The organism is Escherichia sp. MOD1-EC6098 (assembly GCF_002965865.1).
GTDB classification, from domain to species: domain Bacteria; phylum Pseudomonadota; class Gammaproteobacteria; order Enterobacterales; family Enterobacteriaceae; genus Escherichia; species Escherichia marmotae.
The window spans coordinates 174818-194277 of record NZ_PTSN01000001.1 but is presented as its reverse complement, the minus strand read 5'-3'; the positions used below and the strand labels follow the sequence as shown (position 1 = coordinate 194277).

Sequence of the window (19460 nt, the reverse complement as noted above, 5' to 3'; positions counted from 1 at the left end):
GCTATGCGAAAGATATTTCTTCCGTTGTTACTGGTGGCACTTTCGCCTGTTGCCCACAGCGAAGGAGTGCAGGAAGTCGAAATTGATGCACCGCTTTCTGGCTGGCATCCGGCAGAGGGTGAAGATGCCAGTTTTTCACAATCGATCAATTACCCCGCGTCGTCCGTCAATATGGCTGATGATCAAAATATCTCTGCGCAGATCCGCGGCAAAATAAAAAATTATGCTGCGGCGGGCAAAACCCAGCAGGGGCGATTGGTGGTCAACGGTGCCAGTATGCCGCAGAGAATTGAATCTGATGGTTCATTTGCGCGCCCTTATATTTTTACCGAAGGCAGCAACAGTGTGCAGGTCATCAGCCCCGATGGGCAAAGCCGACAAAAAATGCAGTTTTACTCTACACCGGGGGCTGGTGCAATTCGCGCGCGTTTACGGTTAGTTCTTTCATGGGATACGGATAATACCGATCTCGATCTCCATGTCGTCACGCCGGATGGTGAACACGCCTGGTACGGTAATACAGCGCTGAAAAATAGTGGCGCACTGGATATGGATGTCACGACAGGTTACGGACCAGAGATTTTCGCTATGCCTGCGCCGATTCACGGGCGCTATCAGGTGTATATCAACTACTATGGCGGACGCAGCGAAACGGAATTGACGACTGCTCAACTGACGCTCATCACTGATGAAGGCTCGGTCAATGAAAAACAGGAAACTTTTGTTGTCCCGATGCGTAATGCTGGTGAACTGACGCTGGTGAAAAGTTTTGACTGGTAATTAATGAGGTTACCTTCACTGTCGTTGTTTAAGAAAACGCCCGATGACTTTCGCTATCGGGCGTTTTTGTTTATTAATTCAACCGTTCAATCACCATCGCAATTCCCTGACCACCACCAATACATAGCGTTGCCAGCCCCAGCGTTTTATCGCGTGCCTGCATTGCATGTAACAGAGTGACCAGAATACGTGCACCGCTGGCACCGATAGGATGCCCGAGCGCGATAGCCCCGCCGTTAACATTCACTTTCTCAGGATCAAAGCCCAGGGTTTTCCCTACGGCAAGGAACTGCGCAGCAAACGCTTCATTGGCTTCGATAAGATCAATATCTGCCAGTTGCAGCCCTGCCAGTTGTAACGCTTTTTGTGTGGCAGGTACTGGCCCCATTCCCATCAACGCGGGAGCCACGCCGCCGCTGGCATAGCTTTTAATGCGAGCCAGTGGTTTAAGGCCTGCCGCCAGCGCCGCCGATTCTTCCATAATCACCAGTGCGGCAGCACCGTCGTTAATGCCTGAAGCATTCCCGGCAGTGACCGTTCCGGCTTTGTCGAAGGCCGGGCGCAATGCAGCCAGAGCTTCTGCAGTAGAATCTGCTTTCGGGAATTCATCGCGATCGAAGACGATGGTTTTCTTCCGTGTGACGACATTTACCGGGACAATTTCGGCTGTAAAAGCACCAGATTCAATTGCCGCTGCCGCTTTACGCTGTGAATTTAGTGCCAGTTCATCCTGCATTTCACGGGTAATTCCGTACTGTTTGGCCACGTTTTCGGCGGTAATCCCCATATGATAACCGTGGGTGGCGCACATCAGACCATCGCGCAGGATTACGTCATAAACCTGTCCGTCTCCCAGACGATAACCTGAGCGTGCTTTTGCATCGAGTAAGTAGGGCGCTAAACTCATGTTCTCCATTCCACCCGCGACGATGCTCTGCGCCTGACCGGCCTGAATCGCCTGGGCGGCAAGCGCCACGCTTTTCAGACCCGAGCCACACACTTTGTTGATCGTAAATCCGCACACCGTTTCTGCCAGCCCGCTTTTAAGCAATGCCTGACGCGCCGGGTTTTGCCCTAAACCCGCCTGCAGGACGTTACCCATAATCACTTCATCTACGTGTTGTGAGTCAATTTTTGCGCGTTCAATGGCGGCCTGGATCACCGTTGCCCCTAGATCGATAGCGCTGGTGGAGGCGAGTGAACCGTTAAAACTACCGATGGCAGTACGTACCGCACTGACGATGACACAATTTTTCATTTTATATTCCTTCTGTCTGTAGAGTTGCCGTCAGAACAGCGTTAAACCAATGACGAAAATGACGCCGGAGAAGAGCAGGGCAGTGATGCAATAGCCCATGATGTCGCGGACACCGAGTCCGGCGATTGCCAGTGCTGGCAGCGCCCAGAACGGTTGGGCCATGTTCATCCATTGCTCGCCGTAGGCGATCGCCATTACGGATTTACCCAGATCTGCGCCCAGTGCCTGGGCTGCGGGTATCACAAATGGCCCCTGAATAACCCAGTGACCACCGCCAGAAGGTACGGCGAAGTTGATCAGCGCAGAGCTAAAGAAGGTCATTACCGGGAAGGTGTCCTTATTTGCGACATTGATGAAAAATTCGGTAATGAGTCCGCCGAGGCCTGAGTGTTCCATCATTAACTGGATCCCGGCGTAGAAGGGGAATTGCACCAGAATACCGGCGGTACTGCGTGCTGCCGCACTGATAGCACGCATATAAGCCATTGGTGTTTTATGCAGTAGCAGGCCCGCAATCATAAACATCAGATTGACGGTATTTATGGTGATGTTGAAACCATGTTCGATGAAGTACATCGCCAGGTAAGCGATACCGAGTGCACCAATGATCAACGTCAGGATGCGACTTTCCTCCAGTCGCTCGGATGGTGGGGCATCTTTCGGTAGCTGCTTCTGAAAATCAGCCTCTTCCTGGAGTAGTTTCGGATCGATACTCACCACGTCTGACGGTTTTGGCATCATCATGCGGGTGATAAACGGCATCACCACAATCAATGCCACAGTGATGAAAATGTTAAAACCACTGAACAGAGTATCGCCCACCGGGATAAGCCCGGCGATATGCTCAACCGGGTTGCCCGGTGTGGCAGCCAACAGAGGCATTGAGCCAGAGAAGCCGCCGCCCCAGGTGAGAAAACCAATGTAGGCGCAGGCAATGAGCAACGGATAATCAGAACCGGGTACTCGCCGGGCGACTTCACGGGCGAACATTGCGCCAACAACCAGACCAAATCCCCAGTTGATGACACAAGCGACTGAGCCAAAGAAAGTGACCAGCATGACGCCCTGTACGGGCGTCTTTGCAGCGGAGGCGGCAGTACGCAGCAAGCTTTTCACCGGAGCGGAGCTGGCAAGGGCATGACCGGTAACGATGATAAGCGCCATCTGCATACCGAATGCCAGCAAGTTCCAGAAACCGTCACCCCACATTTTCACCATGTTGATCGGCGTTTGTGGTGTTAACCAAAGCGCGATCACGAATGTTAGCAACGTCAGCAACATGGCAAAGATCAGGGGATCGGGAAGCCACCGGCTGACAAAACGCGTCATAAAACGCGAGATGCGACCAATCATAAATCACCCCGTTGCGTATTCAGATCGGTGGCTACTTCAAAATGAGCTTCGGTTTTGGCACGCACGGTGGCTAAATCACATCCGTCGGCAATTTCGGTGAGCCACATTTTGCCGTCAACGAAACGAAAGACTGCCAGTTCTGTTACCAGCATATGCACCGCGTGTTGCGCAGTGAGCGGCATGGTGCAGCGGCGCAAGATTTTTGGTGAACCATCTTTGGCGCAATGTTCCATGGCAATGATCACTTTGCGCGACCCGGTCACCAGATCCATCGCTCCACCCATACCGGGCACCATTTTCCCAGGCACTACCCAGTTCGCGAGGTTGGCTTCTTCGTCTACCTGTAAACCACCGAGCACGCAGGCATCAATATGGCCGCCGCGGATCAGTGCAAATGACATGGCGCTGTCAAACATGGCTGCTCCAGGCAAAACACCGCATGGTTGTCCGCCAGCGTTCACCAGATCAGGGTGTGCCGTTGTCACCGGGCCTAGCCCCAAAAAACCGTTTTCCGATTGCAGAGTGATATGAATGCCTTCTGGCAAATAGTTGGCGACCATCGTCGGCAGACCAATGCCCAGATTCACGATGTCACCATCACGAAGCTCTTGCGCCACACGGCGCGCAATACGTTGTTTCGCATCCATTATTTGCTCTCCTGTGAAACGATGATGTGGTCGATAACGGCACCAGGGGTGACAATATGGTCAGGTTGCAACTCTCCGGTTTCGACCAGTTCATCTGGCTCTACCAGCGTGATATCAGCCGCAAGGGCAATCAGGGGGTTAAAGTTGCGGGCGCTAAGTTGATAGGTCTGGTTGCCAAGTGTGTCGCAACGATGAGCGCGAATTAGCGCCAGGTCGGCGCGCAGTGGACGCTCAAGTAACCAGGTTTTGCCGTCGAGTGTCAGCGTCTGTTTGCCTTCCTCTACGACGGTTCCGACACCGGTTGGAGTGAGAAAGCCACCAAGTCCGGCACCACCACAGCGAATTTGCTCGATTAGCGTACCTTGTGGCACCAGAACGACGTCCATTTCACCAGATATCATGCGCCGACCTGTTTCCGGGTTGGTGCCGATATGTGAAGCAATCACTTTGCGGACACGACCATTGACGATGAGCGGGCCGATGCCGGTATCAACAAACGCGGTATCATTGGCTATCAATGTCAGGTCGCGAACGCCTGATTCCAGTAATGCTTCAACCAGGCGGGATGGAGTGCCAATCCCCATAAATCCGCCCACCATGATGGTCATGCCGTCACGAAAGAAGCCGGAGGCGTCTTGTAATGTCATCAATTTTGTTTTCATTATTTATCCCTCTTGCATACACCGTTGTGGGTACAGTCAGGGAATAGCAAGGGGAGTGCCAGAATGAGAATATTTGCTGTTGTTTTTTAACTGGTTGAATAATAAAGAGTAAGTTAGAAGGGGATGACGAAGGTGAATGATCGGCTATGCAGAAATTTGCGCACTGTGCAAATTTCTGCATAGCAAGTTTTGGTGTTATACATCCGCTGGATCGATACCGTATTCCTGAAGTTTATACATCAATGCACGGCGACTGATGCCCAGCATTAAAGCCGTGCGGGTTCGGTTGCCGTCCTGTTGTTCCAGAACTTCCATAATGATGCGTTTTTCGACGCGTTTAATTTCCTCTTTTAAATTACGCTCACCGGCAGGGGCTGTTTTGGCCTCACCAGCGCTACAGACAGGCTGACGAATCTGCGGCGGAAGATCCTCAGAAAAAATGATCGGGCCTGAATTCATCACGACGGCGCGTTCAATGACGTTGGAAAGCTCACGAATATTTCCCGGCCATGACCAGGCTGTAAGCAGTGACATTGCCATCGGATCGATATCGATAATATCGCGCTGATTCTCACTACTGAATTTTTGCAAAAAGTGATTAGCTAACAGGGAAATATCTTCCCGACGATCGCGCAGAGGTGGCAGTATTAAATGAATAACGTTAAGGCGATAAAAGAGATCTTCACGGAAAGTGCCTTCTTTAACCATTGCCTGCAAGTCGCGGTTGGTGGCAGCAATGATGCGGATATCAACTTTTATGGTTTGATGGCCGCCTATCCGTTCAAATTCCCGTTCCTGAAGAATGCGTAGTAATTTGGCTTGCAGTACCAGCGGCATTTCGCCAATTTCGTCGAGGAGCAGAGTACCTTCGTTGGCGCGTTCAAATAATCCCTGACGCAAGGATTGTGCACCAGTAAATGCGCCTTTTTCATGACCAAACAGTTCACTTTCGAGCAACGATTCCGGTAGCGCCGCGCAGTTGACTTTAATAAATGGCCCCTTTGCCCGCCGCGAATTGTAGTGAATCGCTCTGGCAATCAATTCTTTTCCGGTGCCACTTTCACCGCTAATCAAGACGCTGGCCTGAGAAAGGGCAATTTTGGCGGTGTCTTTGCAGATGTCCATCATCGCCGGGCTGTTGGTGAGAATGTGCCCCCATTGCCAACTGGTGCTCAGTGCCTGGTGCAGATGGCGGATCTCTTTTTTCATTGACTGGAGTTGTAAAGCTCGCTGAACGATTAAATTCAACTCATCGAGATCAAACGGTTTGATAACATAGTCGAAGGCACCGCAACGTAGTGCTTCGACGGCGGTTTCCACTTCAGCATAGGCCGTCATCAGAATAACGGGGGTTCGGGTTTCACGGCTGCGCATCTCCTTTAGTGCCTTGATGCCGTCCATCTCTGGCATGCGGATATCCATCAGCACCACGTCAGGGTGAATATCGGCAAACAGTTGTAATGCTGTGCGTCCGTTGTTCGCACAATGTGTTTCGTATCCTTGTAGTGCAAAAGCGGTGCTCAGCATACGGCGAACATTATCTTCATCATCAACAATAAGGATGCGATTAATAGCGGTCATACGGTCTGATTTCCCTGCGGGTTGATCGGTAAAATAAGGGTGAAGGTTGCGCCGCAGCCCGGCAAACTGGCCACGCGAATATCCCCCTGATGGGCGTTAATGATGCGCTGACTTAACGCCAGACCAAGCCCTGTTCCTGAGGCTTTGGTGGTGAAAAAGGGATCGAAGATCTTTTTTTGCAGCGAGAGATCAATGCCACAGCCGTTGTCTTCTATCGAAATGGCCTGTTGTGAGTCACTGTACTGCCAGGTTCGAATGCGAATTTTCCCTCGTGCACTGATAGCCTGGACGACATTGATCAGGATATTCAGTAGTACCTGTTTGAGCAGTTCACGATCGGCGCTAATCGGGCTTAATTCATCATCCAGTTCGCTTATGAAGTCGACCCGCGCTTGTACTCCGGCGGTTTGTACCAGTACCAGAGTTTCTTCAATCAATGCATTAAGGCTGACTTGTTGCCATTGACTGTGGCGTGGGCGTGAAAAATCGAGCAATTGCTGAATGACTTTGTTAATTGAGTCGATTTCTTTGAGCACAACGGACAGATATTCCTGATGTATTAGGTCACTGGTTTGTTGGCGTAGGATCTGCACATAACCACGGATAGCCGTCAGCGGATTACGTACTTCATGCGCCACGCCTGCCATCAGTTCACCCAGGGTGGCGAGGCGTTCAGCTTGCGCCATGCGGCGTTGGGTTTCTTTTCGGGCAGTTAAATCAGAGAAAATCACCAAAGCACCTATCATTTCACCATGCGTGTTATGAATACGACTGGTAGTGACACTGAGTTCAATGGTGCGGTCACGGCCTGGAAAACTGATTTCCAGTGCCACGTGTTCGGTGCCATGTTCCAGCGTATCCAGTACAGGACTGTAGAACTGAGTATTGTCGAACAACATGGCGTAAGGCTGCCCTACCAGTTCATGACGTTGATAGCCAGTGATGATTTCTGCTGCGGGGTTCATGGTGGTTACATCACCCTGGCGGTCAATGGCAATGACGCCATCGGCAGCGTTTTCAATAATCAGATCGTTAAGTGTCCGCGTTTCACGCAGTGCCTGGGCGAGGTTGTTAACACTCTGGCTGATTTGCCCCATTTCACCGGGCAATTGTGGTAATCGGGTAGGAATATTTTGCGCCAGAGTCGAGAGGCCATCGGTGATGATATCTATATTGGCGCTCAGGCGACGGGAGAAGAGCACAATCAACAGCAGGCTAATCAGCAAACCGGCGGTGAGCACAATGATAATCCTCACATCCATTTTCCAGGCCTGGCGTTGAATATCTTCGGTTAATTCATTGGCCCAGATATAACCGAGGACTTCACCATTACGTTCAATGGGAATCATTGAATTCAGAATATCGCCGCGAACTTGCCTGCCTGAATAAACTAAAGGTGTATTTGTACGCATTACTTCGCGACCAGGGTGATCCGCGGCGATAGTAACGCCCACATTATTCTGATATAGCGCTGAAGGCGCGTAGGTGATTATCGCATCCAGCGTCTTGTTGTAATAACCAGCACCTATCCCAGGGAAGGCGTGAGTGATATTTTCGGTAATGGGAGCAAGTTCTGCGTTCAATGCGCGGATACGCTCTTCACGCGGTAAGTTGTTGTAGAGATCGTAGCGATCGCCTAGCGCCTGATTAAGCAGATTGACCACTGCAGAAAGTTTTTTCTCTTTTTCAGATAAGACTGCTGAACGTCCTTCCGTTTCTACGATATAACCAATAGTAAGCGTTGGGACAATGACCATCAGGATTGCCATCAGGATCATTTGATTGCGTAAGCGGCGTGGATAAATCCACTTCATATAATTCATGCTGAAATCCACCAATCTTGTCCGGTATATGACGATTATCGGGGGTTAAGGTGATGATTTCTCGGCGGTGTATCATATTACCGGGATGACAGAACATTGCGGTGGCACGTTTTTACCGCTACCTTAACCACACTCCATCGGTCACCTGAGGCGGAGCTTCGCCCCTTTGAAATACCTTGCTTCTTTTCGTACAACCCTGAAAGTTTCGCGCTATATGTTCAGAGCATTGGCGTTATTGCTCTGGCTGTTGATTGCTTTCTCATCAGTGTTTTACATCGTCAATGCTCTGCATCAGCGAGAATCTGAGATTCGTCAGGAATTTAACCTGAGCTCCGATCAGGCTCAGCGGTTTATCCAACGCACTTCTGATGTGATGAAAGAGCTGAAGTACATTGCCGAAAATCGCTTGTCTGCAGAAAACGGCGTACTTTCCCCGCGTGGGCGGGAAACGCAAACGGATGTGCCCGAGTTCGAACCGCTGTTTGCCGATTCTGACTGTTCCGCGATGAGTAACACCTGGCGGGGATCTCTGGAGTCGCTGGCATGGTTTATGCGCTACTGGCGCGATAATTTCTCTGCAGCTTACGATCTCAACCGCGTATTTTTGATCGGCAGCGATAACCTCTGCATGGCAAACTTTGGTTTGCGTGATATGCCTGTTGAACGCGATACCGCCTTGAAAGCTCTGCATGAGCGCATCAATAAGTATCGTAATGCGCCGCAGGATGACAGTGGCAGCAACCTCTATTGGATCAGCGAAGGCCCGCGCCCTGGCGTCGGGTATTTCTACGCGCTGACGCCGGTTTATCTGGCGAACCGTTTGCAGGCCTTGTTGGGCGTTGAACAAACCATTCGGATGGAGAACTTCTTTTTACCGGGTACATTACCGATGGGAGTCACCATCCTTGATGAGAATGGTCATACCCTGATTTCGTTGACCGGACCGGAAAGTAAAATCAAAGCTGAACCGCGTTGGATGCAGGAACGCTCCTGGTTCGGTTATACACCAGGTTTCCATGAGCTGGTGCTGAAGAAAAATCTGCCGCCGTCATCGTTAAGCATTGTTTACTCGGTGCCCGTTGATCAGGTGCTGGAACGCATACGTATGCTGATCCTCAACGCGATTTTGCTCAATGTGATCACCGGGGCGGCGTTGTTTACTCTCGCGCGGATGTATGAGCGGCGTATTTTCATTCCGGCGGAAAGCGACGCCCAGCGTCTGGAGGAGCATGAGCAGTTTAACCGCAAGATTGTCGCCTCCGCGCCGGTCGGGATCTGCATTTTGCGTACCGCTGATGGCGTCAATATTTTGAGTAACGAACTGGCGCATACCTATCTCAATATGCTTACGCATGAGGATCGCCAGCGGCTGACGCAAATTATTTGCGGTCAACAGGTCAATTTTGTCGATGTCCTGACCAGCAACAATACCAATCTGCAAATCAGTTTCGTCCATTCGCGCTATCGTAATGAAAACGTGGCGATTTGCGTACTTGTCGATGTTTCTTCACGTGTGAAGATGGAAGAGTCGCTGCAAGAGATGGCGCAGGCAGCAGAACAGGCGAGCCAATCGAAATCGATGTTCCTTGCTACCGTCAGCCACGAGCTGCGTACACCACTGTACGGCATTATCGGTAACCTGGATCTATTGCAAACTAAAGAGTTACCGAAAGGCGTTGACCGTCTGGTGACGGCAATGAACAACTCTTCCAGTCTGCTGTTGAAAATTATCAGCGACATTCTCGATTTTTCGAAGATTGAATCGGAACAGTTGAAGATAGAACCGCGTGAGTTTTCACCGCGTGAAGTGATGAACCATATCACCGCCAACTATTTGCCTCTGGTGGTGCGTAAACAGCTTGGTTTGTACTGCTTTATTGAACCGGATGTGCCGGTAACCTTAAACGGTGATCCGATGCGTTTACAGCAGGTCATCTCCAACCTGTTGAGTAACGCCATAAAATTTACCGATACCGGCTGCATTGTTCTGCATGTCCGTGCCGATGGTGATTATCTTTCTATTCGCGTTCGCGATACCGGCGTGGGTATCCCGGCGAAAGAAGTGGTGCGGCTGTTTGATCCCTTCTTCCAGGTGGGGACAGGCGTTCAGCGTAACTTCCAGGGAACCGGTCTGGGGCTGGCGATTTGTGAAAAATTGATCAGCATGATGGACGGTGACATCTCGGTGGAGTCTGAACCTGGTATGGGAAGCCAGTTTACCGTGCGTATTCCACTGTACGGCGCACAATATCCACATAAAAAAGGCGTTGAAGGGTTAACGGGTAAACGCTGTTGGTTGGCGGTACGCAATGCGTCGCTATGCCAATTTATCGAAACCAGTTTGCAGCGCAGTGGTGTAGTCGTTACAACATATGAAGGTCAGGAACCGTCACCTGAGGATGTGTTGATTACTGATGAGCCGCTGAGTGAAAAATGGCAGGGCAGAGCGGTGGTGACTTTCTGCCGCCGACATATTGGCATTCCGCTGGAAAGAGCGCCCGGTGAATGGGAGCATAGCGTTGCTTCGTCGCATGAACTGCCTGTGCTACTGGCGCGTATCTATCGGGTTGAGATGGAAAATGATGATCCTGGCAACGTTCTGCCGCTGGCGGACAAAGAGTCTACCAGCAACGACGACATGATGATTCTGGTGGTTGATGATCATCCTATTAACCGTCGCTTATTGGCCGATCAGCTCGGATCGTTGGGTTATCAGTGTAAGACCGCGAATGATGGTATCGATGCGCTTAATGTTCTTAGCAAGAATCACATTGATATCGTGCTTAGTGACGTTAACATGCCGAATATGGATGGTTACCGGTTAACGCAGCGTATTCGCCAATTGGGGCTAACATTGCCGGTAATCGGGGTGACAGCCAATGCGTTGGCCGAAGAGAAGCAGCGATGCCTGGAGTCCGGGATGGATAGTTGTCTGTCGAAGCCGGTGACGCTGGATGTCATAAAACAGACGCTGACGATGTATGCCGAAAGAGTCAGGAAAGCGCGGAAATCATCGTAGGGTGCGGTCGGTGTAAATGTCTGATGCGACGCTGGCACGTCGTATCAGGCCTGCGTTTGTGCAATCTATTGAAATATTGGGATTTGTAGGCCGGATAAGGTGTTTACACCGCATCCGACCTGTTGGCTGGCTAAATTACTCTTTATCCGCCGGACTTAAGGTAACAGAAGAAAGATAGTTCAGCAGGGCGATATCGTTCTCGACGCCCAGCTTCATCATCGCGGATTTCTTCTGGCTGCTAATGGTCTTGATGCTGCGGTTGAGCTTTTTGGCAATCTCGGTAACCAGGAAACCTTCTGCAAACAGGCGCAGTACTTCACTCTCTTTAGGCGAGAGACGCTTGTCGCCGTAACCACTGGCACTGATTTTCTCCAGCAAACGAGAAACGCTTTCTGGGGTAAATTTCTTGCCTTTTTGCAACGCGGCGAGGGCTTTCGGCAGATCCGTAGGCGCGCCTTGCTTCAGTACGATCCCTTCGATATCCAGGTCCAGTACCGCACTAAGAATTGCCGGGTTGTTGTTCATGGTCAGAACAATGATCGACAGGCTTGGGAAATGGCGCTTGATGTATTTGATCAAGGTGATCCCGTCACCGTATTTATCTCCAGGCATGGAGAGATCGGTAATCAACACGTGCGCGTCCAGTTTCGGCAGATTGTTGATCAGTGCTGTGGAATCTTCAAATTCGCCGACAACATTCACCCACTCAATTTGTTCAAGTGATTTTCGAATACCGAACAGTACTATCGGATGGTCATCGGCAATAATTACGTTCATATTGTTCATGTAATAGGCTACCTTGCTACAGCAAGCTCTTGACATAGCTGTCAATGTCGCTGATGTATTTTTCTGTTCCTGGAACATCCTTCTCACGAATAAGATGTTCCAGCGTTTCACATAACTGCTTGCCGGGTACCAGATTTAGCATGGCAAATACGCCTTTAAGACGATGAGCCGTTTGGGCTAATGCAGCAAAGTCACTGGTTGCTGCTTCAGTATATAGCCTCTTAACATCATCCGGTACTGTGTCTACAAAGAGCGCATAATAGCCGCTGGCATGGAGTTGCGCATTTTCATCTCCACCCATAGGCGATTCTGTCACCTCTTCCTGCGCCAGTTGCACTTCAATTAATTGTAAGACTGCTTCCTGCATAGCATTGCTCATATTGAAATTGACGCACAATTGACCAGGCCCAATTTCCCGTACGCCAGACTCATCATCGCTTAAAAGCAAGCCAGAGGCAGTAAGATTAGACGGATTATCCGTTAAAAAGATATCATAATCCTGACTAATTAATCTTTCATCGGGTGTGATACAGGTTGCACCCCAATTTTCTAACTGGCGAGTGACAATATTCCGAATTTCTGTAGAAGTTACATCCACCATCACGGTGACATCATCCAGTAAACGTTCCTCTTCCTCTTCAACGTCCGGGTCTGCCGGGAGCATTTTGATATGCACGGAGTAGCGTGTACCAAGGCCGTCCCGTGTTTTGATGTTTAAATGACCGCCCAGTTTGCGCGCCAGTTGATCACTCAACCAGAATGCCAGCGGGTCTGCCTTACCATAGCGATCGCTCTGGGTCTGGTTGATGAACGGGAAATGTAAATTATCCATTTCATGAATACTTACACCATCTCCGGTGTCCAGAATACGGAAAGTCAGACGTTCTTCGGAGGATTCATCCTGATCAACCTCGAGGGTAATTTTCCCCAGTTGCGTTGAGGTGACGGCATATTGCATCAGCAGCAGCAAAATATGGCGTAAGGCATCACGATCGCCACGGCGCATGTCATGTGCTTTCAGATGATTGTTAATCAGTAGTTGCAGACCTTTGCGTTTGATCGCAGGCAATACAGAAGGCACCACTTCATCAATTAAATCCTGCACGGAGAAAAGCGCAGTCTCGCTCTTCCAGCTATCGTCCGCCAGCATGTTCGCTAACTGAATTTCATCAACCAGTCGTACTAATACGTCCGCCTGATTCGCCAGTTGTTTGCTTTCCGGCGAGTTAAGTTTTGCTGCGCTTTCTGCAAGCCCCCGGGCTGGCTCCTTCAGTGCGTTACCAATGTTTTGCATAAAAGCCATCCGGCCCTGCTGATTTTTCTCATACAGACGCTGTGCCTGCTTGAGTTTCTTGTTTACCAGCACTTCGCGATCCTGATCGCGAATAATGAAGATTTGTGTACGCGGCGCTACCTGGCTGCGGAACATGCGAATCTCATACAGTTCGTTATTAACAGTCGCCTGAATGATTCCCTGATGTTGCTCTGCCATAGTGGTGATATTTTGCAGATTCAAATGCGGTAGCAGATGGTCGGCAATCTTATTGCTTATTACTGTGCGATTCGATTCCTGATCGTGAACCAGCAGGCCGAGCGGTAGGAGTGACACAATCTCTTCATTTATTGCCCGCAAAATACGCAGTTCGTTATTCACTGCAGTACTGGGGGCTCTTTCCGTGGTGCGGCCGGAGAAATGGCGAAAGGTGGTATAACCAAAAAGCGCCAGCGCCAGCAAACCGATGTTCAGTAGCAGTGGCAGCAGAATGTTTTGCAATGTATCCAGCAGTAAAGTGCCGTAAGGAACCTGCCAGACCAATCGCATATCGGTGGAGTTGAGCGCCGAAGAGATTTCAATTTTAGAACTGTTGAAGTTAATGCTGACGCTATCTGCGGCTTCTTTCTCATTATTATTGTTACCCGTTGCGCCCGCTTCTGGCTCAAGACGGAAGCTATCCAGCGGCATCCCCGGCGGGATCAGGTCATTAATAGGCAGATCAAATGCAACCACCGTCGCCAGATGTCCTGGCTGGTTAAAGGTGGTACGCAAGGTAAAGTAATGGCCGTTCTGCCAGGCAAGACGACGCAGATTAGAAAAACTTTCGCGTTCATCTAGTGCGTTGGCCTGTTGCAGCATCTCCGCGCGACGTGAGTCGACAATGTCACTGACGGTCGACTCTTTGAAACCAGAAGTGAGATCTTTTAATGGCAGAGTAGAGATCAACACCAGGCTGTTATCCTGGCCGTTCAGATAATACATCGACCACGGTACATTTTCTGCGCCCCATAATGTGTCCAGATAAGTAGACATTCGTTGGGTCATCTCAAGCGTTGAATTGTCGTGAGAACCAAAGATCAGGGCTTCTGTTTTGCGGCGTGGTTTTTCCAGATAATAGACATCCTGTTTCAGACGCGTCTCTTGCAAACCTTCACTGGTGGAAGACGAAGTCGTCGCAGCGATGTTGTCGTAGATCTGCCAGGTCACGTAACGCCAGGTATCGACACGCTTTTGTATAGCATGGGTAATGTCGACAATCTGGTAGCTTTTATCTTTTAGCCAGGTGTTGACAGCGCTTTGTACCATCACTCCCATCGTCACAAGTAACACAATGATCAACAGTAAAAAGAAGCGGGTAATGCTCCCCGGTAGGAGTGAAAAGCGGGTCGTGGCCGTTGTCTCTTTCTGACGCATTCGTGTTTATGACCTGTTAAAACTTCTCGAAGTGATAGGGCAGTATAAAGGGTATAGAGCGAAATTCCAGACTATTACCAGATAGATGGTTCTCTCTTCCCCAATGATATTTATCCTTTTGCACGATGGGAAAGAGATGTACATGCGGCATTTTTTTGTACAAATAATCTGCAAAAAGAACAAAGTTAATTACAAATAAGGAAAGATGGCGGGGAATTATAATATTGTTAATTTTATGTGAAATTATTAACAGTTGTTATAATTTTGTATGGGTAGCACAAGAAAATAAAAGTTGTGTAAAGAAGGGTAAAAAAAAACCGGATGCGATGCATCCGGTTGAAATAGGGGTAAACAGACATTCAGAAATGAATGACGGTAATAAATAAAGTTAATGATGATAGCGAGACATATTTTAGTTGCGAGTGAAGATTTTGTTTTGGCATTCAGTGCTATCAACGACTTAAGAATAAGTTATTGATTTTAACCTTGAATTATTATTGCTTGATGTTAGGTGCTTATTTCGCCAATCATCAAGAATCTTAAAAAGTTCCATCACATTTACATTTTGAAACATCTATAGCGATAAATGAAACATCTTAAAAGTTTTAGTATCATATTCGTGTTGGATTATTCTGCATTTTTGGGGAGAATGGACTTGCCGACTGATTAATGAGGGTTAATCAGTATGCAGTGGCATAAAAAAGCAAATAAAGGCATATAACAGAGGGTTAATAACATGAAAGTTAAAGTACTGTCCCTCCTGGTCCCAGCTCTGCTGGTAGCAGGCGCAGCAAACGCTGCTGAAGTTTACAACAAAGACGGCAACAAATTAGATCTGTACGGTAAAGTAGACGGCCTGCACTATTTCTCTGACGACAAGTCTGTAGATGGCGACCAGACCTACATGCGTCTCGGCTTCAAAGGTGAAACTCAGGTTACTGACCAACTGACCGGTTATGGCCAGTGGGAATATCAGATCCAGGGCAACGCTCCGGAAAGCGAAAACAACTCCTGGACCCGTGTGGCATTCGCTGGTCTGAAATTCCAGGATATCGGTTCTTTCGACTACGGTCGTAACTACGGCGTTGTTTACGACGTAACTTCCTGGACCGACGTTCTGCCAGAATTCGGTGGCGACACCTACGGTTCTGACAACTTCATGCAGCAGCGTGGTAACGGCTTCGCGACCTACCGTAACACCGACTTCTTCGGTCTGGTTGACGGCCTGAACTTTGCTGTTCAGTATCAGGGTAAAAACGGTAGCGTAAGCGGCGAAGGCATGACCAACAACGGTCGTGGCGCTCTGCGTCAGAACGGCGACGGCGTTGGCGGTTCTATCACTTATGATTACGAAGGCTTCGGTATCGGTGCTGCAGTTTCCAGCTCCAAACGTACTGATGATCAGAACAGCGCTGCTTACATCGGTAACGGCGACCGTGCTGAAACCTACACTGGTGGTCTGAAATACGACGCGAACAACATCTACCTGGCTGCTCAGTACACCCAGACCTATAACGCAACTCGCGTAGGTTCCTTGGGTTGGGCGAACAAAGCACAGAACTTCGAAGTTGTTGCTCAGTACCAGTTCGACTTCGGTCTGCGTCCGTCTGTAGCATACCTGCAGTCTAAAGGTAAAAACCTGGGTGTCATTGCCGGTCATAACTATGACGACGAAGATATCCTGAAATATGTTGATGTTGGTGCTACCTACTACTTCAACAAAAACATGTCCACCTATGTTGACTACAAAATCAACCTGCTGGACGACAACCGTTTCACCCGCGCTGCTGGCATCAACACTGATGACATCGTAGCTCTGGGTCTGGTTTACCAGTTCTAATCTCGATTTATATCGAACAAAGGGCCTGCGGGCCCTTTTTTCATTGTTTTCAGCGTACAAACTCAGTCTTTTGGTGTACTCTTGCGACCGTTCGCATGAGGATAATCACGTATGGAAATGAACTTTACCCGTGTGGCATTGCTGGCTGCCGCGCTCTTGTTTGTTGGTTGCGATCAAAAACCACAACCCGCCAAACCCAACGCTCCTGAAGTTACCGTTCTTGAAGGCAAAACGATGGGAACCTTCTGGCGTGCCAGCATTCCGGGCATTGACGCCAAACGCAGTGTTGAACTCAAAGAGAAGATCCAGACTCAGTTGGATGCCGACGATCAGCTACTTTCGACTTATAAAAAAGATTCCGCGCTGATGCGTTTTAACGACTCGCAAAGTTTATCGCCGTGGCCGGTAAGTGAAGCGATGGCTGATATCGTCACCACTTCGCTACGCATTGGCGCAAAGACTGACGGTGCGATGGATATTACCGTCGGGCCGCTGGTGAATTTGTGGGGCTTTGGCCCGGAGCAACAGCCGGTACAAATCCCGACCCAGGAACAGATCGACGCGATGAAAGCCAAAACCGGCTTACAGCACCTGACGGTAATTAATCAGTTGCATCAGCAATATCTGCAAAAAGATGTGCCGGACTTATATGTCGATCTCTCCACCGTGGGTGAAGGTTATGCGGCAGATCATCTGGCGCGTCTCATGGAGCAGGAAGGTATTTCCCGCTATCTGGTGTCGGTTGGCGGCGCACTGAACAGCCGGGGCATGAATGGTGAAGGGCAGCCGTGGCGGGTGGCGATCCAAAAACCGACCGATAAAGAGAATGCGGTTCAGGCCGTGGTCGATATCAATGGCCACGGGATTAGCACCTCCGGTAGCTATCGCAACTATTACGAGCTGGACGGCAAACGCCTGTCCCATGTTATCGATCCGCAAACCGGGCGTCCCATCGAACATAATCTGGTGTCCGTGACGGTAATTGCCCCGACGGCGCTGGAGGCCGATGCCTGGGACACCGGGTTAATGGTTCTCGGGCCGGATAAAGCCAAAGAAATCGTTCGCCGGGAAGGGCTGGCGGTTTATATGATCACCAAAGAGGGCGATAGTTTTAAAACCTGGATGTCGCCGCAGTTTAAAAGCTTCCTTATCAGCGAAAAAAATTAAAGCGCAAGATTGTTGGTTTTTGCGTGATGGTGACCGGGCAGACTAGAGGCTATCCTTAACCAGGGAGCTGCTTATGAAAAACGCCACATGCTTAACTGACGATCAACGCTGGCAATCTGTCCTGGCCCGCGACCCGCACACCGACGGCAAATTCGTTTTCGCCGTGCGTACCACGGGCATCTTTTGCCGCCCGTCTTGCCGCGCCAGACATGCCCTGCGGGAAAACGTCTCCTTTTATGCGGATGCCAGCGAGGCGCTTGCCGCAGGTTTTCGCCCCTGCAAACGTTGCCAGCCGGACAAAGCCAATGCCCGGCAAGACCGGTTGGATAAAATCACCCATGCTTGTCGGCTGCTGGAACAAGAAACGCCCGTGACGCTGGAGGCTTTAGCCGACCAGGTGGCGATGAGTCCATTCCACTTACACCGTTTATTTAAAGCTACGACCGGAATGACACCAAAAGCCTGGCAACAGGCCTGGCGCGCTCGTCGCTTGCGCGAATCGTTAACGAAAGGGGAGAGCGTCACCCAGGCGATTCTCCACGCCGGATTTCCCGACGGCAGCAGTTACTACCGTAAAGCCGACGAAACGCTGGGCATGACGGCTAAACAGTTTCGTCATGGTGGCGAAAACCTGGCTGTTCGTTATGCGCTGGCCGATTGTTCGCTGGGGCGTTGCCTGGTGGCGGAAAGCGAGCGGGGGATTTGCGCGATTTTACTGGGCGATGACGATGCGACATTAATTGGCGAGCTACAGCAGATGTTTCCTGCCGCCGACAACGCCCCTGCTGATCCGACATTTCAGCAACATGTGCGCGAGGTCATCGCCAGCCTTAATAACCGTAATACGCCGCTGACGTTACCGTTGGATATTCGCGGCACCGCTTTCCAACAACAAGTCTGGCAAGCATTGCGTTCCATTCCTTGTGGTGAAACAGTGAGTTACCAGCGACTGGCAAATTCCATCGGCAAACCAACAGCGGTGCGTGCAGTGGCAAGTGCTTGCGCCGCCAATAAGTTAGCGATCGTTATACCTTGTCATCGGGTGGTACGTGGCGATGGCGCACTTTCCGGTTACCGCTGGGGTGTTTCGCGTAAAGCGCAATTGCTACGTCGCGAAGCTGAAAATGAGGAGAGGTAATGCTGGATCTGTTCACTGATGCTGAACCCTGGCAAGAACCGCTGGCTTCCGGCGCAGTGATCCTGCGCCGTTTTGCTTTTGATATCGCAGAAGATCTGATGCAGGAGATTAACGGTGTCGCCAACCAGTCGCCGTTTCGCCAGATGGTTACACCGGGTGGGTATACCATGTCGGTGGCAATGACCAACTGTGGACGTCTTGGCTGGACGACTAACCAGCAAGGCTATCTCTATTCGCCTATTGATCCACAAACAAATAAGCCGTGGCCCGCCATGCCGCAAGGCTTTCGTGATTTGTGCCAACGGGCAGCAACGGCGGCGGGGTATCCCGATTTCCAGCCTGACGCTTGCCTTATCAACCGCTACGTCCCTGGCGCGAAACTGTCATTGCATCAGGATAAAGACGAGCCGGATCTGCGCGCGCCAATTGTTTCTGTTTCTCTGGGACTGCCTGCAATTTTCCAGTTTGGCGGCTTGAAACGTAATGATCCGCTAAAACGTCTGTTGCTGGAACATGGCGATGTGGTGGTGTGGGGCGGTGAGTCACGGCTGTTTTATCACGGTATTCAACCGCTAAAAGCGGGATTTCATCCACTGACCGCCGACTGTCGCTACAACCTGACCTTTCGCCAGGCAGGTAAAGAAGAATAAAAATAAGAATTATTATTGCTGTGTGCGCGGAGATGTTTAAACTGCGGGCTGTAATTCATTGTCCGGG

The 19460-nt window shown here is 50.2% G+C and carries 14 protein-coding genes; 6 read left to right on the top strand and 8 right to left on the bottom strand.

Features of this window, described 5'->3' with window-relative positions; genetic code table 11:
• Positions 1 to 3 precede the first annotated feature (3 nt).
• Positions 4 to 780 carry a YfaP family protein gene (locus tag C0K55_RS00855; protein ID WP_001225842.1) on the top strand — a complete coding sequence of 259 codons (777 nt, stop codon included), beginning with the start codon at positions 4 to 6 and terminating at the stop codon, positions 778 to 780.
• A 73-nt stretch (positions 781 to 853) separates the two neighbouring features.
• Here the strand turns inward: C0K55_RS00855 and atoB are convergent, their stop codons facing one another.
• The 6 genes from atoB to atoS all read right to left on the bottom strand — a co-directional run bounded on the left by atoB (position 854) and on the right by atoS (position 8104).
• Positions 854 to 2038: an acetyl-CoA acetyltransferase gene (gene atoB, locus C0K55_RS00850; protein ID WP_016248982.1), complete on the bottom strand. Its 1185-nt coding sequence runs from the start codon at positions 2036 to 2038 to the stop codon at positions 854 to 856.
• 30 nt (positions 2039 to 2068) lie between these two features.
• Positions 2069 to 3391, bottom strand: coding sequence for a TIGR00366 family protein (locus C0K55_RS00845; RefSeq protein WP_000580268.1), 1323 nt, complete (start codon positions 3389 to 3391; stop codon positions 2069 to 2071).
• Positions 3388 to 4038 (bottom strand): acetate CoA-transferase subunit beta, encoded by a 651-nt coding sequence (gene atoA / locus C0K55_RS00840; protein ID WP_000339068.1) that lies wholly within the window; start codon positions 4036 to 4038, stop codon positions 3388 to 3390. Before atoA ends, C0K55_RS00845 begins: the two co-directional genes overlap by 4 nt.
• Positions 4038 to 4700, bottom strand: a complete 663-nt coding sequence (atoD, locus tag C0K55_RS00835; protein WP_105266517.1) for an acetate CoA-transferase subunit alpha — start codon at positions 4698 to 4700, stop codon at positions 4038 to 4040. The genes atoA and atoD overlap by 1 nt, the downstream gene beginning before the upstream one ends.
• A 195-nt stretch (positions 4701 to 4895) precedes the next feature.
• Positions 4896 to 6281, bottom strand: coding sequence for an acetoacetate metabolism transcriptional regulator AtoC (atoC, locus tag C0K55_RS00830; RefSeq protein ID WP_000125306.1), 1386 nt, complete (start codon positions 6279 to 6281; stop codon positions 4896 to 4898).
• Complete coding sequence (gene atoS, locus C0K55_RS00825) at positions 6278 to 8104, bottom strand: two-component system sensor histidine kinase AtoS (RefSeq protein WP_105266516.1); 1827 nt, start codon at positions 8102 to 8104, stop codon at positions 6278 to 6280. Before atoS ends, atoC begins: the two co-directional genes overlap by 4 nt.
• Before the next feature lie 166 nt (positions 8105 to 8270).
• On the opposite strand from atoS, the gene rcsC reads away from it, so the two are divergent.
• Positions 8271 to 11123 carry a two-component system sensor histidine kinase RcsC gene (gene rcsC / locus C0K55_RS00820; RefSeq protein ID WP_016248980.1) on the top strand — a complete coding sequence of 951 codons (2853 nt, stop codon included), beginning with the start codon at positions 8271 to 8273 and terminating at the stop codon, positions 11121 to 11123.
• A 135-nt stretch (positions 11124 to 11258) separates the two neighbouring features.
• Here the strand turns inward: rcsC and rcsB are convergent, their stop codons facing one another.
• Positions 11259 to 11909, bottom strand: coding sequence for a response regulator transcription factor RcsB (gene rcsB / locus C0K55_RS00815; protein ID WP_001516743.1), 651 nt, complete (start codon positions 11907 to 11909; stop codon positions 11259 to 11261).
• A gap of 16 nt (positions 11910 to 11925) precedes the next feature.
• Positions 11926 to 14598, bottom strand: a complete 2673-nt coding sequence (gene rcsD / locus C0K55_RS00810; protein ID WP_001516742.1) for a phosphotransferase RcsD — start codon at positions 14596 to 14598, stop codon at positions 11926 to 11928.
• A gap of 736 nt (positions 14599 to 15334) precedes the next feature.
• Between rcsD and ompC the strand changes: the two genes are divergently transcribed.
• From ompC to alkB, 4 genes are all read left to right on the top strand, one after another.
• A complete protein-coding gene (gene ompC / locus C0K55_RS00800) occupies positions 15335 to 16438 on the top strand; it encodes a porin OmpC (protein ID WP_105266515.1) in 1104 nt (367 codons plus the stop codon).
• Positions 16439 to 16549: 111 nt separating this feature from the next.
• A complete protein-coding gene (gene apbE / locus C0K55_RS00795; RefSeq protein ID WP_000425712.1) occupies positions 16550 to 17605 on the top strand; it encodes an FAD:protein FMN transferase ApbE in 1056 nt (351 codons plus the stop codon).
• Positions 17606 to 17678: 73 nt separating this feature from the next.
• The gene (gene ada, locus C0K55_RS00790) at positions 17679 to 18743 is read left to right on the top strand and encodes a bifunctional DNA-binding transcriptional regulator/O6-methylguanine-DNA methyltransferase Ada (RefSeq protein ID WP_105266514.1); all 1065 of its coding nucleotides are present in this window, start codon (positions 17679 to 17681) and stop codon (positions 18741 to 18743) included.
• The gene (gene alkB, locus C0K55_RS00785; protein WP_001516739.1) at positions 18743 to 19393 is read left to right on the top strand and encodes a DNA oxidative demethylase AlkB; all 651 of its coding nucleotides are present in this window, start codon (positions 18743 to 18745) and stop codon (positions 19391 to 19393) included. Before ada ends, alkB begins: the two co-directional genes overlap by 1 nt.
• Positions 19394 to 19460 lie beyond the last annotated feature (67 nt).

Coding starts and splice junctions, on each gene's coding strand:
- C0K55_RS00855 (WP_001225842.1), top strand. CDS start 4: ATGCGAAAGATATTTCTTCCGTTGTTACTGGTGGCACTTTCGCCTGTT.
- atoB (WP_016248982.1), bottom strand. CDS start 2,038: ATGAAAAATTGTGTCATCGTCAGTGCGGTACGTACTGCCATCGGTAGT.
- C0K55_RS00845 (WP_000580268.1), bottom strand. CDS start 3,391: ATGATTGGTCGCATCTCGCGTTTTATGACGCGTTTTGTCAGCCGGTGG.
- atoA (WP_000339068.1), bottom strand. CDS start 4,038: ATGGATGCGAAACAACGTATTGCGCGCCGTGTGGCGCAAGAGCTTCGT.
- atoD (WP_105266517.1), bottom strand. CDS start 4,700: ATGAAAACAAAATTGATGACATTACAAGACGCCTCCGGCTTCTTTCGT.
- atoC (WP_000125306.1), bottom strand. CDS start 6,281: ATGACCGCTATTAATCGCATCCTTATTGTTGATGATGAAGATAATGTT.
- atoS (WP_105266516.1), bottom strand. CDS start 8,104: ATGAATTATATGAAGTGGATTTATCCACGCCGCTTACGCAATCAAATG.
- rcsB (WP_001516743.1), bottom strand. CDS start 11,909: ATGAACAATATGAACGTAATTATTGCCGATGACCATCCGATAGTACTG.
- rcsD (WP_001516742.1), bottom strand. CDS start 14,598: ATGCGTCAGAAAGAGACAACGGCCACGACCCGCTTTTCACTCCTACCG.
- ompC (WP_105266515.1), top strand. CDS start 15,335: ATGAAAGTTAAAGTACTGTCCCTCCTGGTCCCAGCTCTGCTGGTAGCA.
- apbE (WP_000425712.1), top strand. CDS start 16,550: ATGGAAATGAACTTTACCCGTGTGGCATTGCTGGCTGCCGCGCTCTTG.
- ada (WP_105266514.1), top strand. CDS start 17,679: ATGAAAAACGCCACATGCTTAACTGACGATCAACGCTGGCAATCTGTC.
- alkB (WP_001516739.1), top strand. CDS start 18,743: ATGCTGGATCTGTTCACTGATGCTGAACCCTGGCAAGAACCGCTGGCT.